The organism is Aeromonas sp., assembly GCF_050633025.1.
GTDB lineage: Bacteria > Pseudomonadota > Gammaproteobacteria > Enterobacterales > Aeromonadaceae > Aeromonas.
The window spans coordinates 1-20,691 of the sequence record NZ_JBODRQ010000001.1; the positions used below are offsets into that span (position 1 = coordinate 1).

A 20,691-nucleotide genomic window follows, 5' to 3' on the forward strand; every position below is an offset into this window, starting at 1 on the left:
GGGCATGAGGGGGCTCCGGTTGGGGGAGCGTCAAGAATACCCTTTTTGGGCAGTCCGGAGCAGGGCGGGAGAGGGGGCGACCGACCGCTTCTGTCGCCCCTTTGCCACCAGCGTGTCGTTAAATGGCAACACTCTGGCGATTTAGCCCCATTCAGGGCTTTGCTGCGAAGATCCGCTCGGCATAACGGGCAAGACCCGCGGCCACCGAGCCGAAGTCATCCCCCCCCTCAAGCGGGATGGACGGGAGCTTCTGGCGGATAAAGCTGGCGATCAGCGGCGAGCGGGCGCTACCGCCGGTGACGAAGATGCGATCCGGCTGCACACCGGCGGCGGCAATCGCTTCGTCCATCAGCTCGCCAATCTTCTCCAGCAGCAGGGCCGATGCGTTGGCCAGCTGTTCGCGGGTCAGCTCCGCTTCCAGCCCTTTTTCCAGCTCGGCCAGCGACTGGCGATTGAGCTCCTGCTCCGAGAGGGCGATCTTGCCCTGCTCGGCACGCCAGACCAGCTGGTGGCTCAGCTTGTGGGCCCGCAGGTTGGCCAGACGCCCCAACTTGCTGCCGGGCTGGCTGTCGAGCTGCAGATCCTGCAGCTGGCGGGCGGTATCGAGGCTGTAGAAGCGGCTCTGGGCGCTGACGTCGTTGATGGCGGCCGCATCCCAGAACAGCGGGTGGGGCAGCGGCTTGCCGGTCTTGAGGGTCTCGTGCATGCCGAGCAGCGGCATCATCCCCTCCACCGTCAGGCGGATGTCGAAGTCGTTGCCGCCGATGCGCTGGCCGCTGTGGCCGAGCAGATCGCCGCTGCGATCCAGCTGATCGCGGTAGCTGGGGCCCATCCGCAGCATGGAGCAGTCGGTGGTACCGCCGCCGATATCCACCACCAGTACCACGGCGTCTTCGGTGAGGCGCGCCTCGAATTCAAACCCGGCGGCCACCGGCTCGTAGAGGAACTCCACCTGCTCGAAACCGGCCAGACGGGCCGCCTCGGTCAGGATGGCGATAGCTTGCTGGTTGCTCTCTTCCCCTGCCAGGCCCTGGAAGTTGACCGGGCGGCCGATCACCGCCTGGCGGATCGGGGCACCGAGTTGCTGCTCCGCCTGCTGGCGGACATGGAGCATCATGGCGCAGACGATATCTTCAAACAGGGCGATCTGGGGGGCCTTGAGGCCATAGGCGCCGAGAAAGGATTTCGGCGACTTGATGTAGTAGCCGTCGTCCGGCTCTTCCAGATAGCGCTCCAGCGCGGCACCACCAAAGCTCAGCTCGTCGATCAGTCCCTCTTCGCGCATCTGGCGGCGAACCATCTGGGCACGGGTGACCACGGGGCCACGCAGCTTGAGGTACTCCGCCTGCTGGGCGGGGGCCAGCCCTTCGGCCAACAGACCGGCGATAGCATCCCGGTGGGGCGCATGCAGGGTGGAGGGGAGATAGCGGGATGCGCCAAGATTGAGCAGCCTGGGGCTACCTTGTTCCATCACGGCCACGGCACAGTTGGAGGTGCCGTAATCAAATCCGATAAACATGGGCGCCAGACTCCTGAATAAAAAAGGGGGGCTAGCCTACCCGAAGGCGCCGGGTCTCACAACCCGGCACCCCGGATATTGAGGGCGCAGGGGAAAATACACAGGGGGAGCATATTGGTGTGGAAAACAGAGGGAATGGCTCCCTCTGTCGTTCATGGCTACGGGTGCGAGAGGATTACTCCACTTCGTTATCGCAGCGACCCTGGTTGGTGATGGCCTGGATGTTGCCGAGGGTAGTGTCGGCAATGGCGTGCAGTGCTTCGCGGGTCAGGAATGCCTGATGGCCGGTAAACAGTACGTTGTGGCAAGCTGACAGGCGGCGGAACACGTCATCGGTGATCACCTCGTTGGACTTGTCGGCGAAGAAGAGATCCTCTTCCTCCTCGTAGACGTCCAGCCCCAGCGCGCCGATACGGGAGGTCTTGAGCGCCTCGATGGCGGCGTTGGAGTCGAGCAGGCCGCCACGGCTGGTGTTGATGATCATCACCCCGTCCTTCATCTTGGCGAATGCCTCCTTGTTCAACAGGTGGTAGTTCTCTTTGAACAGCGGGCAGTGCAGGCTGATGATGTCGGACTGGCGGAACAGGGTGTCGAGATCCACATACTCGGCCCCCAGCTCGATGGCTGCCGGATTCTGGTAAGGATCGTTGACCAGCAGGCGAACCCCGAAGCCCTTGAGGATGCGCAGGGCGGCCAGACCGATCTTGCCGGTGCCGATAACGCCGACCGTCTTGCCATACATGTTGAAGCCGACCAGCCCTTCCAGCGAGAAGTTGGCATCGCGGGTGCGCTGATACGCCTTGTGAATACGACGGTTGAGACACATCATCATGCCCACCGAATGTTCGGCCGTCGCCTCGGGGGAGTAGGCCGGAACCCGCACCACCTTCATGCCCAGCTCCTTCACGGCCGCCAGGTCAACGTTATTGTAACCGGCGCAGCGCAGGGCGATCACCTTGGTGCCGTTGGCGGCCAACTCGGTCAATACCTCGCGGTCGGCATCGTCATTGACGAACAGACACACCACCGGGAAGTCGTGGGCCAGCTTTGCCGTCTTGGCTTCCAGCCGCACATCGAAAAATTCCAGTTCAAAGCCAAATTGGCTGTTGGCATGAACGAAATGCTCTTTTTCATAGCTCTTGGTACTGAATACGGCGACTTTCATGGTGTGCTCTCCTCAGATGATTTGTCGTCAAATTACAACAAAGCCTGTTAACTATCACCGGACAAACCGGCTGATTATTGCCCCCATGGCATAATGGGGACGGCGCTGACTGCACTCTTGTACGAACCATCCACCAGCTTGGTGCTGTAGGTCAGGTAAACCAGTGCATTGCGTTTCTTGTCGTAAAAACGCACCACTTTCTGCTCCTTGAACACCAGCGAGGTGCTGACATCGAACACCTCTTCCCCCGCCTTCAGCTTCGCGGGCAGGGTGATGGGGCCAATCTGGTGGCACGACAGGGAGGCGTGGGAGGGATCTTCCGCCAGTCCCAACCCGCCCTTGACGCCACCGGTCTTGGGGCGGGCCAGATAGCAGGCGACGCCGTCGATGCGTGGGTCGTCAAAGGCCTCTACCAGGATTTTGTGGTTGGGGCCAAGCAGCTTGAAGGAGGTACTGACTTCACCAACGCTGTCTGCTTTGTCGGCCAGTACCGGCATAGCCAGCAGTGAGGCGACCAGCAGCAGTGCCGTGTTCCGTGTTTTCATATCGGTTCCTTGTTGTACCCCGAGAGTCGTAATCAGGTGCAGGGCCACCAGATGGGCAACCCTCTCTGGCCCCATGCTGACGTTTATTGGGGCGGATATTGCCAATATTGGGCCGGAATGCGTTTTAGCAATGGGGTCATGTCAGGGTTAGGCAGATTGATGGTGACCCGTTGTTCGATATTGGCACTGGCAAGGGCCTCGCGGATCTTGGGATTTTCGTTGAAAAACGTCATAAAGCTGCCATCGGCATAGGCCCGCTCCAGCCCGCTCTGAATCGCCTTGGCCAGCTTGGGGTATTCGGGGCTGACGAAGAAGAACTGGGCGAAAGGGTAGCGGATCAGCAGATGTTGCTCGATGGCGAGGTTGGGGTATTGCGCCATCAGTTCGCTGCGTTCGGCGAAGATCTCCACCATGGCGCGCGGGAAAAAGTCCAGCTTGTCGCCGTCATTGATCAGGCGAAACAGGTTGCTGTAACGGCCGGAGACGGTCGGGATGCCCGCATTTTCCAGAATTTTGTTATCGGCCCAGCCGACCCCTTGCGCCGCCTTCAGCTGTTTGAGGTCGGCCAGGGTATTGATCTGGTTGAACCTCTCCTGGTCATTCACGTGGATGAAGGAGAGCCGCAATCCTTCCAGTCCGCGAAACAGCGGAATGGGGACGGCAATCAGGGAGGATTCGAGTGCGCTGGAGGTGCCCATCCAGAAGACGTTGATGGTCTTGCCCTTGCTCAGCTGCTGCTGGAGGGTGAACTGGTTGAGATCGAGCTCGACAGGCTGGATACGAAAGGGTTGCCCGGCGCGGGTCAGGGCCAGTTCCAGCAGCTTGTACTGGTACTCCTGGTCAAGATTGTTGACGGGACGACTGGGCACCTTGACCGTCAGAACCTGTGCTTGTGCCAGCAGCGGCAGGCACAAACACAGTTTAATGAGCCATTTCACACACTGTTCTCCTGTAGATTCCGGAACCTGTCCGGAGTCTAACAGAACTTGTCACCATCTTGCTGCCAGGCTGTGTGCAAGGTTTGGGCATCACCCTGCCTTGTCGCCAGCTGTTGCACCAGAATGGTGACAGTTCTTCGAAGAATCAGGCAACGCGGCGGAACACGTGGGTATCGTTAAATTCCTTGGTGCTCTGGCATTCGACGCAGAAACGGGATTCCGGACGGGCATGCAGCCGCTTGAGGGAGATCTCGTCACCGCACGATTCGCAGTAACCAAAATCCCCTTCGCTGATGCGCTTCAATGCGCCCCGCAGCTTGCGCAGGTGCAGCTTGTCGTGTTCGATGCGGTTCAGCTCCAGACGGCGGGCTTCCTCGATACTGGCACGGTCAATTTCATCAGCCATCTCGTTGGTGTCGGTGGCGATGGCCTGGCTGGCCTGAGAGTTCAGGCGCTCTTCGAGCTCGGCGATCTGCCGCTCGATCTGCCCCTTGTAAAAGGCCAGTTGGTCTTCAGTCATGAAATCACACATACGATTAACTACCAGTCAGTTTACTAACCCAATTATCTCTGTTTATGGGGGCTGTCTGCCTGCAGACCAAGCCCTTGTATCCCGACTTGCACCTGTTTCATGCAAGAGAGTGCAAATCAGGGCGGGCCTTGTACCAAAAAAAAGCAGCCAAGCAAAGCAAATAGGATACGGATTGTGCGCCTTTGCAAATAAATGGCCCCTTTCGGCCTGGAAACTGACGATATCTGACACCTGAATCAGGTCGGCTGGCATCGGCTTTGCACTGGTGAAATATGAAGCTACGAGTGTTTAGTATTTGGTGTCTACTTGGTCATTATATGCGCCATTATTTATAGTTTTTTAAACACACACCTTGACATTGCCCTTGCTGGCGGGCTTTTATGGTGTTGTTGATTACATTTTTATAACAAGGGTGTTCCATATATTAGACACCCTTGCCAATGGCAACCGTAAAGTCGGGGTTTAACATGGACAGTATCAAGGGCTGGATGGAGAGCAATCGCATCACGGAAGTGGAGTGTCTGTTCCCGGATTTCACCGGCAACGCCCGGGGCAAGATCATCCCAGCCAACAAGTTTTTGCGCGAAGGGGGCATGCGACTGCCCGAGGTGATCTTCACCCAGACAGTGACAGGTGAGTATCCGGATGACGACAGCATGATCGACCCGCTGGAGCGGGACATGCAGCTCTACCCCGACCCCAACACCATCCGTTTTGTCCCTTGGGCGCTGGAGCCCACTGCCCAGGTGATCCACGACTGTTTCGACGTCAACGGCAAGCTGATCGATATCGCGCCGCGCTCTGTGCTGCGTCGTGTTCTGTCATTTTACGAGAAGCAGGGGTGGAAACCGGTCGTAGCGCCCGAGCTGGAGTTTTATCTGGTCACCCGCAACGAAGATCCCGACTATCCGCTGATGCCGCCAGTCGGCCGCAACGGTCGCCCGGAGACCGCCCGCCAGTCGTTCAGTATCGATGCGGTCAACGAATTCGACCCCATCTTCGAAGATATGTATGACTACTGCGAGGCGCAGGAGCTGGAGGTGGATACCCTGATCCACGAGTCCGGCGCCGCCCAGATGGAGATCAACTTCCTGCACGGGGATGCCATCGATCTGGCGGATCAGGTGTTCCTGTTCAAGCGCACCATGCGGGAAGCGGCCCACAAACACGGCATCTATGCCACCTTTATGGCCAAGCCGATGAGCAACGAGCCGGGCTCTGCCATGCATATCCACCAGAGTCTGGAGGATATGAACGGCCATAACCTGTTCGGTACCCCGGATGGCGGCAACTCCGAGCTGTTCATGCACTTCATTGCCGGTCTGCAGAAATACACCCCGGCGGTGACCGCCCTACTGGCTCCCAACGTCAACTCCTACCGCCGCCTCACCTTTGGCGAGAGCGCGCCGCGCAACGTCCAGTGGGGTGTCGAGAACCGCACCTGTGGTCTGCGGGTGCCCTTCTCCGACCCGAGCGCACGGCGGGTGGAGAACCGCTTCGCCGGTGCCGATGCCAATCCCTATCTGGCGCTGGCCGCGACCCTGGCCTGTGGCTATCTCGGCATGATGGAGAAGCTGGAGCCGCTGCCGGAGATGAAGTCGAGCGCCTATGACCTGCCCTACAGCCTGCCCCGCTCGCTGGAGGAAGCTCTCAGCCATCTGGAGCAGTGCGAGCCCATCAAGGAGATGCTGGGTGAGCGCTTCACCCGTGCTTTTGTCGCGGTCAAACGCAAAGAGTACGAGACCTACTTCGGGGTGATCAGTCGCTGGGAGCGGGAGTTCCTGTTGCTGAACGTCTGATCCCTCTGTAACGGGGAGGCAGTAGTCGGCCTCTCCGGTCCCTGTATCGAAGAGACCGGAACGCGAGTCAGGTGGCGGCAGTCACCAGTGAGTGGCTGCGAGCATGCAAGTCCGCCTGACTACCCACCTGACTGTTTGACGACTGAATCATGCCAAATCGAAGGCGCAGGGGAGTAACGAATGCAGCAGACACGCCGTGAGTGACTGTGGCTGCGAACGTGCCGACTCACCTGAATATTTGACGACTGAATCTTGCTAAATCGAAGGAACCGAGGAGCAACACATGCAGCAGACAACCCGTGAGTGGCAAAAGCTGGATGCCAGCCATCACCTGCACCCCTTTACCGACTTTCAGGCCCTGAACAAGAAGGGCAGCCGCATCATCACCAAGGCCAGCGGCGTTTATCTGGAAGACTCCGAGGGCAAGCGCATTCTGGACGGCATGGCGGGGCTCTGGTGCGTCAATATGGGTTATGGCCGCCAGGAGCTGGTGGATGCCGCCACCCGTCAGATGCAGCAGTTGCCCTATTACAACCTTTTCTTCCAGACCGCTCACCCGCCGGTGATCGAGCTGGCGACTCTGCTGGCCGAAGTGACGCCAGCCCATCTCAACCACGTCTTTTTCACCGGCTCCGGCTCCGAGTGCAACGACACAGTGCTGCGGATGGTGCGCCACTACTGGGCCAGCAAGGGTCAGCCTGACAAACAGGTGATCATTAGCCGCCACAACGCCTACCACGGCTCCACCGTGGCGGGGGCGAGTTTGGGCGGTATGAAGGGGATGCATGCCCAGGGTGGCCTGCCCATCCCCGGCATAGTGCATATCGACCAGCCCTATCACTTCGGTGAGGGGCAGGGGATGAGCGCCCACGAGTTCGGGCTGGAGCGGGCCCGCCAGCTGGAGCAGAAGATTCTGGAGCTGGGGGTGGAGAAGGTGGCTGCCTTTATCGGTGAACCGATCCAGGGGGCGGGCGGCGTTATCATTCCGCCCGACAGCTACTGGCCCGAGATCCAGCGCATCTGCGATCACTACGGCATCCTGCTCATCGCCGACGAGGTGATCTGCGGCTTTGGCCGCACCGGTCACTGGTTTGCCAGCGAAGGGTTTGGCATCAAGCCGGATCTGATGTGTCTGGCCAAGGGGATCACCTCCGGATATTTGCCGCTCGGTGCCGTTATGGTGGGCGATCGGGTTGCGAAAGTGCTGGTGGAGGAGGGGGGGGAATTCAACCACGGCTTCACCTACTCGGGCCATCCGGTCTCTTGCGCCGTGGCGGTGGCCAATATCCAGCTTATGCAAAAAGAGAGCATAGTTAAGCGAGTGCGTGATACTATCGGCCCCTATTTGCAGCGCCGCTGGGCCGAGCTGGCCGATCATCCGCTGGTGGGGGAAACCCGTGGCCGCGGGCTGGTGGCTGCGCTGGAAATTGTGCAGGACAAGCAGACCAACCAGCGTTTCCCGGCCCAGGCAAATGCGGGTATGACCTGCCGGGAGTTCTGCTTTAACAATGGCTTGGTGATGCGGGCGGTAGGCGATACCATGATCATATCGCCCCCCTTGGTCATCACCGAGGAACAGGTTGATGAATTGGTCAAACTCGCCAGGCTCAGTCTGGATCTGACAGCCGCAAAGCTGAAAGGTTGAGGTAGGCCGGGCAGGTTGGCATGCGCATACAATTTGCTTAGGAGACAAGGATGATGTCTTTCAAAACAGGAGTGATCGCTGCCTCTGTGGCTCTGGTCATGGCAAGTGCCGGAGCAATGGCTGAAGAGAAGGTGTTGCACGTCTACAACTGGAGCGACTATATCGCGCCGGATACTCTGGATAACTTCCAGAAGGAGACGGGGATCAAGGTGGTCTATGACGTGTTCGACAGCAACGAGGTACTGGAAGCCAAGTTGCTAGCGGGTGGTTCCGGCTACGACATCGTGGTGCCGTCCAACCCCTTCCTGGCCAAACAGATCAGGGCTGGCGTGTTCCAGAAGCTGGACAAGTCCAAGCTCTCCAATTGGCAAAATATGGATACCGATCTGCTCAAGGCGCTCGACCCGAGCGATCCGGGCAACCAGTACTCCATCCCCTATCTGTGGGGCACCATCGGCTATGCCTACAATGCCGAGAAGGTGAAGGCGGTGCTGGGGGCCGATGCGCCGGTCAACTCATGGGATCTGGTGTTCAAGCCGGAGAACATGGCCAAGCTGAAAGAGTGCGGTGTCTCCTTCCTCGACTCGCCGACCGAAATGCTGCCGGCTGCCCTGCAATATCTGGGCTTCAAGCCGGATAGCCAGAAGCCGGAGGAGTTGAAAAAGGCCGAGGCGCTGTTCCTCTCCATCCGTCCCTATACCGCCTACTTCCACTCCTCCAAATACATCTCGGATCTGGCCAATGGCAACCTCTGTGTGGCGGTCGGTTACTCCATGGATTTACAGCAGTCCAAGGCGCGGGCGGAGGAGGCGAAGAACGGCATCGCGCTGACCTATACCATTCCGAAAGAGGGGGCGGGCAGCTTCTTTGACATGATCGCCATCCCGGCGGATGCCAAGAACGTGGAGGCGGCTCACACCTTCATCAACTACCTGATGAAGCCGGAGGTGATTGCCAACATCACCAATCAGGTGCATGCGCCCAATGGCAACAAGGCGGCGACCCCGTTGGTTGACGAGGCGATCCGTACCGATCCGGGTGTTTACCCCGACTCGGCGACACTGCAGAAGATCTACACCTTCCCGGATCTGCCGGCCAAGGTACAGCGTCTGATGACCCGCAGCTGGACCAAGATCAAGTCCGGCAAGTAAGTAACGAGTGCCCCTCCCGGTCCGCAGTTCGGCCGGGAGGGTAGTGATGCCATCCATCCGGATGGGCCGCGCGAGAGGATGCGCAGACGGTCAACCACTGAACAGGAGAACTGACACCGTGAATACAACCAGATTGCTAACCATAGCGCTGACCATGGGATTGGCGAATGTGGCCCAGGCTGCCCCTGTGCTGCACTTCTACAACTGGTCTGACTATATCGGCGAGACTACCCTCAGTGATTTCCAGCAGGCGACCGGGATCAAGACCGTCTATGACGTGTTTGACTCCAACGAAACCCTGGAAGGCAAGCTGCTGACGGGGCGGACCGGTTACGATCTGGTGGTGCCCTCCAATAATTTCCTGGCCAAGCAGATCCAGGCGGGAGCCTTCCAGAAACTGGATAAATCCCTGCTGCCCAATCTGGCCAACCTGGATCCTGTGCTGCTCAAGCAGCTCGACAAGGTGGATCCGGGTCATCAGTACGCGGTGCCCTATCTGTGGGGGACCAACGGCATCGGCTACAACGTCGACAAAATCAAGGCGGTGCTGGGGGTCGACAAGATTGACTCCTGGGCCACCATCTTCGAACCGGAAAACATGGCGAAACTCTCTCGCTGCGGCGTCGCCTTCCTCGACTCTGCCGACGAGATGATCCCTGCTGCCCTCAACTACCTCGGACTCGATCCCAACAGTCATGCGACGGGGGATATCAAGCAGGCCGAGGCGCTGCTGCTCAAGGTGCGGCCCTATGTGGCCTACTTCCACTCCTCCAAATACATCGGCGATCTCGCCAATGGCGACATCTGCGTGGCTGCCGGTTTTTCCGGCGACATCTTGCAAGCCGCTGCCCGCGCCGATGAAGCGGGCAAGGGGGTGAAAATTGCCTACAGCATTCCGAAAGAGGGGGGCAATCTGTGGTTCGACATGATGGCGATCCCGTCCGATGCCACCAATGTCAAAGAGGCGCACGCCCTCATCAACTACGTCCTGCAGCCCGAAGTGATCGCAAAGGTCAGCGACTATGTGGGCTACGCGAATCCCAACTCAAGGGCGGGCGAGTTTATGGATGAGGCGGTGCGCAACAATGAGGAGGTATATCCCCCTCAAGCCGTGCTGGAGCGACTCTATGTGCAGGAAGCACATCCCCGCTCGGTACAGCGTCTAATCACCCGGAGTTGGACCAAGATCAAGTCCGGTACCTAACCTTGGTGCCCGTTCGGGGGCGCCAAATCGCTTTAATGGATTGGCCGCAAGGCCGGTATCACCTTAGGGAGTTTGGTAATGGCGATAGCCTCCAGTGCCTACAAGAAAGCCCTCGAGGGCAGCCAGCAACGCAAAGAAGTGCTGGTGAAGATTGATCGGGTAAGCAAGCAGTTCGATGAGACCCTGGCGGTCGATAATGTCTCTCTCAACATCCACAAAGGGGAGATTTTTGCCCTGCTCGGTGGGTCAGGCTCCGGCAAATCGACCCTGCTTCGGATGCTGGCGGGGTTTGAGCGTCCGACCGAGGGACGGCTGTTCCTCGACGGGGTCGATATCACCGACATGCCGCCCTATGAGCGCCCCATCAACATGATGTTCCAGTCCTACGCCCTGTTCCCCCATATGACGGTGGCCCAGAACATCGCCTTTGGCCTCAAGCAGGATGGCCTGCCCAAGGCCGAGATCGATGCCCGGGTGGAGGAGATGCTCAAGCTGGTGCAGATGACCCAGTATGCCCGTCGCAAACCGCATCAGCTCTCCGGTGGCCAGCGTCAGCGGGTGGCGTTGGCTCGTTCCCTTGCCAAGCGTCCCAAACTGTTGCTGCTGGATGAACCCATGGGGGCGCTCGACAAGAAGCTGCGTTCCAAGATGCAGCTGGAGCTGGTAGAGATCATCGAGCGGGTTGGGGTGACCTGCGTCATGGTGACCCACGATCAGGAAGAGGCCATGACCATGGCGGAGCGGATCGCCATCATGCACCTCGGCTGCATCGAGCAGATCGGCAGCCCGATGGATATCTACGAGACCCCGGCCAGTCGGCTGGTGTGCGAGTTCATCGGCAACGTCAACCTGTTTGACGGCCTGCTGGTGGAGGATGAGCAGGACCACGCCACCATCGCCTGCGCCGACTTGGAGCAGCCCATCTATGTGGGCCACGGCATCAGCTCCCGCGCCGAGAACAAGAAGGTGACCTACGCCCTGCGCCCGGAAAAACTGCTGATGAGTCTGCAAAAACCGGAGGAGATCGAGCACCCGGACTTCAACTGGACCAAGGGTGAGGTCTATGACATCGCCTATCTGGGCGGTCACTCGGTTTATCACATCCAGCTGCCCTCGGGCAAAATCGTTCAGGCTTTCATCGCCAATGCCGAACGCCACGGCAAGCGGCCAACCTGGGATGACCAGGTGTTCCTCTACTGGGAAGATGACAGCGGCGTGGTGCTGCAATCATGAAGTTCTTGCAACGACTGAAGCGGGTCGGGGGGCGCCGACTGGTGATTGGCATCCCCTTCTTCTGGCTGTTCCTCTTCTTCCTGCTGCCCTTCGTCATCGTGGTGAAGATCAGTTTTGCGGAAGCGGATGTGGCGATCCCGCCTTACACCGATGTGGTGAGCTGGGCCGACAATCAGCTCACCATCCTGCTCAACATGGGCAACTACCTGCTGCTGCAGGAGGATGAGCTCTATATCGCGGCCTATCTGGGCTCCCTCAAGATGGCCTTCGTCAGCACTTTGCTCTGCCTGCTGATTGGCTATCCGATGGCCTACTCCATCGCTCGGGCCAACAAGGAGACCCAGACCGTTCTGCTGCTGCTGATCATGATGCCGACCTGGACCGCCATTCTGATCCGGGTCTACGCGTGGATGGGGATCCTCAGTAACAACGGCCTGCTCAACAGCGTCTTGCTGGGGATCGGGGTGATCGACGAGCCGCTGCAGATCCTCAACACCAACCTGGCGGTCTATATCGGCATCGTTTACTCCTACCTGCCCTTCATGGTGCTGCCGCTCTACGCCAATCTGGTCAAACATGACCAGAGCCTGCTGGAGGCTGCTTCCGACCTGGGGGCCCGCAACCTGACCCGTTTCTGGCAGATCACGGTGCCGCTCTCCAAAAACGGCATTATCGCCGGTTGCATGCTGGTGTTTATTCCGGTGGTGGGAGAGTTCGTTATTCCGGAAATGCTGGGCGGCCCGGAGACCCTGATGATCGGCAAGGTGCTGTGGCAGGAGTTCTTCAACAACCGCGACTGGCCGGTCGCCTCTGCGCTGGCGGTAGTGATGCTGGCGGTGCTGATCATTCCGATCATCCTCTTCAACCGTAACCAGGCCAAAGAGCTGGAGGGCAAGGCATGATGAAAACAGCGTTGTTCAATCCTGTCTCCATCCACTGCAACCGTAACCAGTTCAGAGCGCTGGAGGGCAAGGCATGATGAAGCGTTTCGGTTTTGCCAAACTGATGCTCTGGCTGGGGCTGTTGTTTATCTACCTGCCCATGATCATCATGGTGATCTACTCCTTCAACGCCTCCAAGCTGGTGACGGTGTGGGGTGGCTGGTCGCTCAAGTGGTACTTCGGCCTGCTCGACAACAAGCAGCTGATCGGGTCTGTGTTCCGCTCGCTGGAGATCGCCTTCTACACCGCGATCGCCGCGGTGGCGCTGGGGACGGTGGCAGCCTTCGTGCTGACCCGAATTCCCCACTTCCGTGGTCGCACCCTGTTCGGCGGCATGGTGACGGCGCCGTTGGTGATGCCCGAGGTGATCACTGGTCTGTCGCTGCTGCTGCTGTTCGTGGCCATGGCCCAGCTGGTGGGCTGGCCCGCCGAGCGGGGCATGCTGACCATCTGGATCGCCCACACCACCTTCTGTACCGCCTACGTGGCGATCGTGGTGTCGGCGCGGTTGCGGGAGCTGGATCTCTCCATTGAGGAGGCGGCAATGGATCTCGGCGCCAAGCCGTGGAAGGTGTTCTTCCTGATCACCATCCCGATGATCGCCCCCTCGCTGGCTGCAGGCGGCATGATGTCGTTCGCCTTGTCGCTCGATGATCTGGTGCTGGCGAGCTTCGTCTCCGGCCCGGGCTCGACCACCCTGCCGATGGAGGTCTTCTCGGCGGTGCGGCTCGGGGTGAAACCCGAGATCAACGCGGTGGCGAGTCTTATCCTGCTGTCGGTGTCGCTCTTTACCTTCGGCAGTTGGTATCTGATGGCGAGGGCGGAGAAGCGCCGTCGTGCCGAGATCGCCATGAGCAACCAGATGCAGGCAGTCGCCTGACTCGTCAGGTGATAAGATCCGCCTACTCTCGTCAACCTGGAGGATGAGTATGCGGATCTCCCTTTTTAGCGGTCGTGGCACCGAGCTGGTGCCAGGCCTCACCAGCGCCATTCACAAGCAACCGATCGCTGCACCAGTTCGCTGTACCTTTGCCGGTCTGGAAGGGGATGAGCAGTGTGACCTGCGCCACCACGGTGGCCCGGATCGGGCGCTTCACTACTATCCTGCCGATCACTATCTCTGGTGGCAGACCTGGCAAATCGCGCTGGGCTTGCCTGCGCCACGTACACCCTGGCAACCTGCCGCCTTTGGCGAGAACCTCTCCGGTCTCGGGCTGACCGAGGCGCAAGCCTGCATTGGCGATGTCTATCGACTCGGCGAGGCGCTGATCCAGATCAGCCAGCCGAGATCCCCCTGCTTCAAGCTCAACCAGCGCTTTGGCTATGGCCAGATGTCCCAGGTGATGCAGCTAAATGGCCGTTGTGGCTGGCTGCTGCGGGTGCTGGAGGAGGGCATGATCGTGCCTGACATGGCCATGGAGCTGGTAGACAGACCCTATCCCGAACTGACGGTGAAGCGCACGGCGGATATCCTGTTCAATCAGGTGCGCAATGAAGCGGATCTGCTGATGTTGCTGGAGAATCCTGCTCTCTCCCCCAACTGGCGCCAGCATGCAGCCGATTGGCTGGAGCATGGCACTGTGGCTGACTGGCAGCGCCGTCTGCTGGGGCCTGCATCCCTGCGCCTGGCCTGACGTCCGGTTGCCGGAATGTCACCAGCTGGCTGCAGTCCGGTAAACGGGTGAAAAGAGTGTTGAATAGTTGAGCGAACGGCACTTTTTTTTCCTGCCAAACGCAAAAAAGGCTTGTGTCGGGTCTGGGCTTTCGGTAAATTCCCGTCCCGCAGACATCGGTGTGTAGCGCAGCTTGGTAGCGCACTTCGTTCGGGACGAAGGGGTCGGAGGTTCGAATCCTCTCACACCGACCAAATTCATCAAGGGCTTAGCTTCGGCTAGGCCCTTGTGCGTTTCTGTCCCTCCAGCTCTGTGGGGCATTTTGATTTTCTGCCCCGTTTACTACAGCTGCAATCGTTAGCTATTGACTCCTCATAAGTTGTTTCCCCTTTCTTGGAAACGTGTTAACTATTTCCTTCCATACAGATTGCCAGACTCGTTGCGGACCTCAAATGAGCGGCTGATTTCAATCTCTTTGAATATCAAGGTTCGGCGGCAGGAAAAGGATGACCAGATATGCAAGGCCAGGAACGGCAATGCCAGGAATTTTACCAGACTCATTTTGCTGGACATGCGCAGCAGCTTGCCCCATTCGTCGCACTTGATGAGTGCTTGCACGACTTTCTGGATCAACGTCCGAGTGGTAAATATACCGCGCACAATCGTGCTGTCGGACTGGCTGCCGCATCCTTTTGGTGGGAGCCAGTCAATCTTGAAGGTGCTCAACTGGCAAGCTTGGCACTGGGACGTATTTTGCATTTTGAGGATGCTATTAGCACTGCGCTGTTGGATCATCTGGCCGCTCGTCATCCAGATGTATTGCGCTGGGCGATTCGTTACTCGAAGCTGTTTACACGCAGCGATTCACCGCTCTGGCGGCATCTTCGGGACAATCTCGTCAGCAAGGATTGGTGCGAATTTTTTGGCGTCTGTGATCGCTTGCTTGAGCAACTCGAACCATTCGATGAAGCCATCGCACTGGCTGAGTCCCACCTGAAGTCGCTTTCGCTACTAGAGCTGCTTTCCTATTTGAGCGTGACCGCTTATGGGCAACTTGGTGCCGCTAAGGATAGAGACAGCAGTGCGGAAGATTGGGATGTCTATGATCGGATTATCGCACGCAAACTGTTGAATTGTTCCGAGCGTGATTTTCAACTGACAGAGGAGGTTCTCGGCCGATCTCTCAAGCGTCATTTGTCGCCACTCCTTTTTCCACAGTCAGGTGTGGGGCGAGAGTGTGTTGCCAACCTAGAATCGGTTGCCCTGCTTATTGCCGCTATGCGCGAGCGAATCGACTACGAGAATTCCATCAATTGGTTCTGTTTTGACAGCGATTGCGGTTACCAGCTCAAGCCGGGACAACCGATCATCTTCAATAAAACTGATTTGGGCTCACAGCGCTGGCAGCGTACCGGGCGCAAAAGCAAGTTGCTTTGGTACTACTGGATGTACCGCGCGATTGACCAATTCGCAGCTTCGGATATGGCTGGCGCCATCATAGGGAGGCCGGAAAACCACGAAGCGAATCAGCTTGCTTACATAAAAGCCATTCGCAGTCAGCTCTACCTGCAGACCATTTTCGGGCTGGGTGAGCGAGTCAGACTGAACGATGGGGCTGAGGTAGCCCTGCACCACGCGATATTAGCCAGTGAGCTGACGACAGTATTCTTCGAGCAGGCGTTTCTTCAGCCTTTTCTTCGCTATATGGCCGACTCAGGGGTAGCAGTGAAGGCTCTGGGTCAATTGGCTTTTGAAGGACTTGGGCAGGGTGAGAACCGCTTTCCCATCACCTGGTCGCAACCGAAAGATAAGATCCGTCGTATTTGTGGTTGGACCGTCAGCCCTGAGCATCCCAAGGGCGACCCCGAGGCGGCCGAGGCCATCCTGAAGTTCTGGACCAGTGATCTGCAGGCTCTATCCGCGCAGATGAGGCAAGTACCAAATATGCCGTCACCACGGCTGTACGAGCGACCGTTCTACAAGATTGGCCGCTACAGTTTTCAGTTCCCCTGGGTTGTCGGTCAACAGAACAATCTGACCGCTGCGGTGAATAACCTGCGTCGTGTTGAACAACGCAGGCCAGCTTTGCGCAGCGAAACGGAGCGTATTGAATATACCCTTGCCGAAGCGCTAAGGCAGAGGGGGTTCCGCGTTGTCGTGGGTTACCAACCGCCATTGAGTGATGAGCGTGATGCGGGTGAAGTGGACCTGATCTGTCACCTGGATGGGGTCGTGTTGCTACTGGAGGTCAAGTCTGGCTTCATTCGTTCAACTCGTCATGAAGTCTGGTTGCATCGAACCAATACCCTGCGCAAGGCGGCAAGACAGTTAAAGCGCAAGCAACCGGTTGTGCTTCAAGCCCTGCAAAATGACCAAGGGTTGCGTTCAGCTCTATTGCTGAGTGATGTTAATCCTCTGCCAGCCCTGCATGCCTGGGTTGTGGATACGTCGATTGAATTTGATGGTGAGGTTGTCGATGGGTTCCACGTCGTCTCCCGCGAGATCATGGAGATAGCTTTGCGCGATGAATCGCATTATCTGCGGGAGTTTGAAGAGATGGACGAGGCTGAGGTTGGGAATGAGGAAGAGACACTGTATGCCGACGGATTTAGTGCGCAAGCTCTTGTTAGGTTGATCGAGTCCGATGGGGTCTGGCGTGATGTGCTGTAGAGCGTGACAAGCAGGCCTGCGGGATTCATGAGGTGTGGGGCACCACACTTTGGCTATCTGCTTGGCAATACAGCAGTAGCTGTGGACATTAAAAGGGCCACCGCTCGGTGGCCCATCGGTGGAGTCTGATCCTGACTCCGGCACTCTAGATTGTGGCAATCTCGCTATGGGTCTTGTCTATGGTGCCCTCCTTGCGCGCCAGGCGCTTGTTCAGATATGCCAGTGCTGATGCCGCAAAGCCTTGAAACTGTGTTGGGGCTGCAAGGCCGCGTGCTTGGGGTACTCACAAATAAAATGTTCGATTCCCTCCATCAGTTGTGCACGTAACGAAATCACGGGCTCATGCCAGGCTTGCAGGCATAGTTGGCCGGGGATCAGCTGCTCCTGATAATCTTCCAGCAGCTGTTCTGGCCAGGGCTCAATACCGGAATTGCGTTGCAGCAAATAGTGGGCGGCGGGCTCACGGGCATAAATGAACTGAATTTGGGCCAGATCGCGTTGGCATAGCGTTTGACTGTTGATGTGACAGGTCAAATATTTTCCCGTTTTCAGATCCAGAAAGTGACCGCGTTGCCGACAGGGAATGATGCGATACCAAGGCAGGGGTGAGGAGAGAGAATATCCCTCAAGCTCCTGTTCCAACCAGTGGCGACACTCGGGTGTCTGTACCTCATCGAGCATGGACTCGATCTGTGTCAACAAGGCTCTGGATGGTTTGATGGCCAGTTTCGCACTCATCGTCTGCAATCCTCCCTCTGCATACAATCCCGATTATCAGTATGGACCTGCTTTAACCAGAGGGGGTAAGGAATCTAATGATTAAAAGTGGATTAGCCGCGTGGTTTTTATGCACTAACTTGGTTCAACCCACCAGATAGGTACCGGTGCCGAAGGCGATGTGGGTGCCCTCTTCGTTGTGCAGTTCCATCCGGGCGACCGCGACCTTGCTACCCGCCCGGATGATGTGGGCGGTGGCAATAAACTCGTTGCCGCGCCCCGGGCGCAGGTAATCCACCCGCAGATCTATGGTGCCGAGGCGGGCGAAGCGCTCCTTGAGATAGCTGGGGGAGAACTCCTCCAGCTCGTCGATGCAGGAGGCGGCGACGATCATGCCGCCCGCTACATCCAGCAGCGTGGCGGTGACGCCGCCATGCAGGATGTTGTGGAAAGGGTTGCCGATCAGCTTGTCGTCCATCTTGATGCGCAGTTCCACCTTGTCGAAGTCGTAGTGGGTCACCTGCATGCCGATCAGCTTGTTGAAGGGCATCTTCTCGGCAAACAGGTTGGCAATGCCACTGAGCGCCATCTTCTTGAGCATCTGTTTCATTCTCTGATCCCAATCCTTGTCATCAAAGCTGAGTAAAAACTCCAGCCAGTCTGCAACAGTTCCTTAACAGTCGCAATGGCAGGTTTATTGTGGGCGGCGGGTGCTTTAGAATGGCGACCCCAAAGGAGAGCCCATGACCGCGATTGCCGAAACCCTGCCAGATCCTCAGTCAGAGAGTCCGCTTGCCCTGCTGCAGGCGGTCTTCGGCTATCAGCAGTTTCGGTCGGGTCAGCTCGAGATCATCGAGCAGATCGTCGCAGGGCGCGATGCGCTGGTGCTCAAACCCACCGGCGGCGGTAAGTCGCTTTGCTACCAGATCCCGGCGCTGCTGCGGCCCGGGCTCGGCGTGGTGGTCTCTCCCCTTATTTCGCTGATGAAGGATCAGGTCGACAGCCTGCGCGCCAACGGCGTGGCGGCGGTCTATATCAACTCGGCCCTCAGTCGAGAGGAGATGATTCAGAACTTCGCCGCCATGCGCCGCGGCGAGATCAAGCTTGTCTATGTCTCCCCCGAGCGCTTGCTGCAGCACGAGTTTATGGATCGGCTGGCCGAACTGCCGCTCGGGCTGTTTGCCATCGATGAGGCGCACTGCGTCTCCCAGTGGGGCCACGATTTCCGGCCTGAGTATGCGGCGCTGGGGCGGCTAAAACAGTGGTTCCCGCAGGTGCCGGTGGTGGCGCTAACAGCCACCGCCGACGAGGCGACCCGCAGCGACATGCTGCACCGTTTGGAGCTCAACGATCCCTTCATCCACACCGCCAGCTTCGATCGCCCCAATATCCGCTACAGCCTGGTGGAGAAGTTCAAGGCGGCCGAGCAGCTGCTGCGTTACGTGCAGAGCCAGAAGGGCAACAGCGGCATCGTCTACTGCTCCAGCCGCAATCGGGTGGAGGAGGTGGCCGAGCGCCTCTCCCGCCACGGCTGCAAGGCCGCTCCCTATCATGCGGGGCTGCCGCTCGAGCAGCGCCAGCAGACCCAGGATGCCTTCCTCAAGGATGACATCGAGATAGTGGTGGCGACGGTGGCGTTCGGGATGGGTATCGACAAGCCCAATGTGCGCTTCGTGGTGCACTACGACATCCCGAAGAACATCGAATCCTACTATCAGGAGACCGGCCGCGCCGGGCGCGATGGCACCCCCGCCGAGGCGCTGCTGCTCTACGATCCCGCCGATATCGGCCGGGTGCGCCGCCTGCTCGACAACATCGAGAATCCCCAGCAGCTGCAGGTGGAGCAGTACAAGCTCAACGTGATGGCGGCGTTTGCCGAGGCACAAACCTGCCGCCGTCAGGTGCTGCTCAACTACTTCGGCGAGTACAACGACAAGCCATGCGGCAACTGCGATATCTGTCTCGATCCGCCCAAGAGCTATGACGGCACTGAAGATGCCCAGAAGGCGCTCTCCTGCGTCTGGCGGGTGGGACAGAATTTCGGGGTGGGTTATGTGGTGGAGGTGCTGCGCGGCTCGCTGAACCAGCGCATCAAGGATCACGGCCACGACAAGCTCTCGACCTACGGCATCGGCAAGGATCAGAGCCACGAATACTGGATGAGCGTGATCCGCCAGCTGATCCACAAGGGGCTGCTGACCCAGAACATCACTCGCAATCTGGTGTTGCAGCTGACCGAAGCGGCCCGCCCTGTGCTGCGTGGCGAGGTGAAGCTGGAGCTGGCGGTGCCCCGCCTGCAGCCTATCTCCAGCCGCAAGGAGAAGCGCAACGGTCTGCTCGACAATGCCAACTATGACAAGCGGTTATTCAAGGAGCTGCGTGGCCTGCGCAAGCAGATTGCCGAAGATGAAGAGGTGCCGCCCTACGTGGTGTTCAACGATGCCACTCTGGTGGAGATGGCACAGCTGATGCCGATGACCGAGGAGGAAATGCTGGCGGTCAACGGCGTCGGTCATCGCAAGCTCGAGCGTTTCGGTGAAGCCTTTATGGACCTGATCATCGACTATTGCCGACGGTAAGAAAGCTTGGCGAAGCACGGCCGAATGGATGCTTCGCCAACGGGGAAGCGCCCGACAGTCGGGCGCAGCAGATTACTTGAGGCTGGCGTAATAGGCCGCCAGATTCTCCATATCTGCATCGGTGAGCGGCGCCATAAAGGGAACCATCAAGGGCTCTTTGCGAGTGCCATCCTTGAACGCTTTCAACTGTTTCACCAGATAGGCGGTATTCTGACCCGCCAGATGGGGATAGTTGGGGATCATCGCCTTGCCTTCCACCCCGTGACAGGCGGCACAGACCGCTGCCTTGGCTTTGCCGGCTTCTATATCGGCAGCCTTGGCCTGATGGCCCCACGCCAGTGCCAGCAAGGGCAGGGCATATACCCATTTTTGCATCTTCTTCTCCTTGAATTGAAAAATGATGGTCGCCAGTTAGCGCAAGCATGGCTGACGGCAGTATA

General features: G+C 58.5%; 18 protein-coding genes and 1 tRNA gene. 11 read left to right on the plus strand and 8 right to left on the minus strand.

The window, feature by feature from the left end:
• Positions 1-151: 151 nt before the first annotated feature.
• From yegD to ACRAUW_RS00025, 5 genes are all read right to left on the minus strand, one after another.
• Positions 152-1,519 carry a molecular chaperone gene (gene yegD, locus ACRAUW_RS00005; RefSeq protein ID WP_431360646.1) on the minus strand — a complete coding sequence of 456 codons (1,368 nt, stop codon included), beginning with the start codon at positions 1,517-1,519 and terminating at the stop codon, positions 152-154.
• A gap of 175 nt (positions 1,520-1,694) precedes the next feature.
• Positions 1,695-2,684 (minus strand): 2-hydroxyacid dehydrogenase, encoded by a 990-nt coding sequence (locus ACRAUW_RS00010; RefSeq protein ID WP_431360647.1) that lies wholly within the window; start codon positions 2,682-2,684, stop codon positions 1,695-1,697.
• A gap of 74 nt (positions 2,685-2,758) precedes the next feature.
• Positions 2,759-3,229 carry a CreA family protein gene (locus ACRAUW_RS00015; RefSeq protein ID WP_431360648.1) on the minus strand — a complete coding sequence of 157 codons (471 nt, stop codon included), beginning with the start codon at positions 3,227-3,229 and terminating at the stop codon, positions 2,759-2,761.
• 83 nt (positions 3,230-3,312) lie between these two features.
• On the minus strand, positions 3,313-4,167 hold the full coding sequence (locus tag ACRAUW_RS00020; protein WP_431360649.1) for a hypothetical protein: 855 nt from the start codon (positions 4,165-4,167) through the stop codon (positions 3,313-3,315).
• A 145-nt stretch (positions 4,168-4,312) separates the two neighbouring features.
• Positions 4,313-4,699, minus strand: coding sequence for a TraR/DksA family transcriptional regulator (locus ACRAUW_RS00025; RefSeq protein ID WP_421231146.1), 387 nt, complete (start codon positions 4,697-4,699; stop codon positions 4,313-4,315).
• A gap of 467 nt (positions 4,700-5,166) precedes the next feature.
• Here ACRAUW_RS00025 and ACRAUW_RS00030 point away from each other — a divergent pair, with 467 nt between their 5' ends.
• The 10 genes from ACRAUW_RS00030 to ACRAUW_RS00075 all read left to right on the plus strand — a co-directional run bounded on the left by ACRAUW_RS00030 (position 5,167) and on the right by ACRAUW_RS00075 (position 16,955).
• Entirely contained in the window at positions 5,167-6,498 is a 1,332-nt protein-coding gene (locus tag ACRAUW_RS00030) for a glutamine synthetase family protein (protein ID WP_431360650.1), read from the plus strand.
• A gap of 283 nt (positions 6,499-6,781) precedes the next feature.
• Complete coding sequence (locus ACRAUW_RS00035; RefSeq protein ID WP_431360651.1) at positions 6,782-8,143, plus strand: aspartate aminotransferase family protein; 1,362 nt, start codon at positions 6,782-6,784, stop codon at positions 8,141-8,143.
• A 53-nt stretch (positions 8,144-8,196) separates the two neighbouring features.
• Positions 8,197-9,294: an extracellular solute-binding protein gene (locus ACRAUW_RS00040; RefSeq protein ID WP_431360698.1), complete on the plus strand. Its 1,098-nt coding sequence runs from the start codon at positions 8,197-8,199 to the stop codon at positions 9,292-9,294.
• Between the two features lie 118 nt (positions 9,295-9,412).
• Positions 9,413-10,498, plus strand: coding sequence for a polyamine ABC transporter substrate-binding protein (locus tag ACRAUW_RS00045; protein WP_431360652.1), 1,086 nt, complete (start codon positions 9,413-9,415; stop codon positions 10,496-10,498).
• A 78-nt stretch (positions 10,499-10,576) separates the two neighbouring features.
• Complete coding sequence (gene potA / locus ACRAUW_RS00050; RefSeq protein WP_005340704.1) at positions 10,577-11,731, plus strand: polyamine ABC transporter ATP-binding protein; 1,155 nt, start codon at positions 10,577-10,579, stop codon at positions 11,729-11,731.
• Positions 11,728-12,633 carry an ABC transporter permease subunit gene (locus ACRAUW_RS00055; protein WP_005340703.1) on the plus strand — a complete coding sequence of 302 codons (906 nt, stop codon included), beginning with the start codon at positions 11,728-11,730 and terminating at the stop codon, positions 12,631-12,633. The genes potA and ACRAUW_RS00055 overlap by 4 nt, the downstream gene beginning before the upstream one ends.
• 73 nt (positions 12,634-12,706) lie before the next feature.
• On the plus strand, positions 12,707-13,552 hold the full coding sequence (locus tag ACRAUW_RS00060; protein ID WP_407704708.1) for an ABC transporter permease subunit: 846 nt from the start codon (positions 12,707-12,709) through the stop codon (positions 13,550-13,552).
• 49 nt (positions 13,553-13,601) lie between these two features.
• Positions 13,602-14,306, plus strand: a complete 705-nt coding sequence (locus tag ACRAUW_RS00065) for an MOSC domain-containing protein (RefSeq protein WP_431360653.1) — start codon at positions 13,602-13,604, stop codon at positions 14,304-14,306.
• A gap of 156 nt (positions 14,307-14,462) precedes the next feature.
• Positions 14,463-14,539, plus strand: a tRNA-Pro gene (locus ACRAUW_RS00070).
• A gap of 262 nt (positions 14,540-14,801) precedes the next feature.
• On the plus strand, positions 14,802-16,955 hold the full coding sequence (locus ACRAUW_RS00075; protein WP_431360654.1) for a nuclease-related domain-containing protein: 2,154 nt from the start codon (positions 14,802-14,804) through the stop codon (positions 16,953-16,955).
• 210 nt (positions 16,956-17,165) lie between these two features.
• Here the strand turns inward: ACRAUW_RS00075 and ACRAUW_RS00080 are convergent, their stop codons facing one another.
• Together ACRAUW_RS00080 and ACRAUW_RS00085 are read right to left on the minus strand one after the other, a co-directional pair.
• Positions 17,166-17,693: an AbiTii domain-containing protein gene (locus tag ACRAUW_RS00080; protein WP_431360655.1), complete on the minus strand. Its 528-nt coding sequence runs from the start codon at positions 17,691-17,693 to the stop codon at positions 17,166-17,168.
• 124 nt (positions 17,694-17,817) lie between these two features.
• A complete protein-coding gene (locus tag ACRAUW_RS00085) occupies positions 17,818-18,282 on the minus strand; it encodes a thioesterase family protein (RefSeq protein ID WP_042054246.1) in 465 nt (154 codons plus the stop codon).
• A 133-nt stretch (positions 18,283-18,415) separates the two neighbouring features.
• Between ACRAUW_RS00085 and recQ the strand changes: the two genes are divergently transcribed.
• Positions 18,416-20,251, plus strand: coding sequence for an ATP-dependent DNA helicase RecQ (gene recQ / locus ACRAUW_RS00090; RefSeq protein WP_431360656.1), 1,836 nt, complete (start codon positions 18,416-18,418; stop codon positions 20,249-20,251).
• A gap of 72 nt (positions 20,252-20,323) precedes the next feature.
• Here recQ and ACRAUW_RS00095 read toward each other — a convergent pair whose 3' ends face one another.
• Positions 20,324-20,626: a c-type cytochrome gene (locus ACRAUW_RS00095; RefSeq protein WP_431360657.1), complete on the minus strand. Its 303-nt coding sequence runs from the start codon at positions 20,624-20,626 to the stop codon at positions 20,324-20,326.
• Positions 20,627-20,691 lie beyond the last annotated feature (65 nt).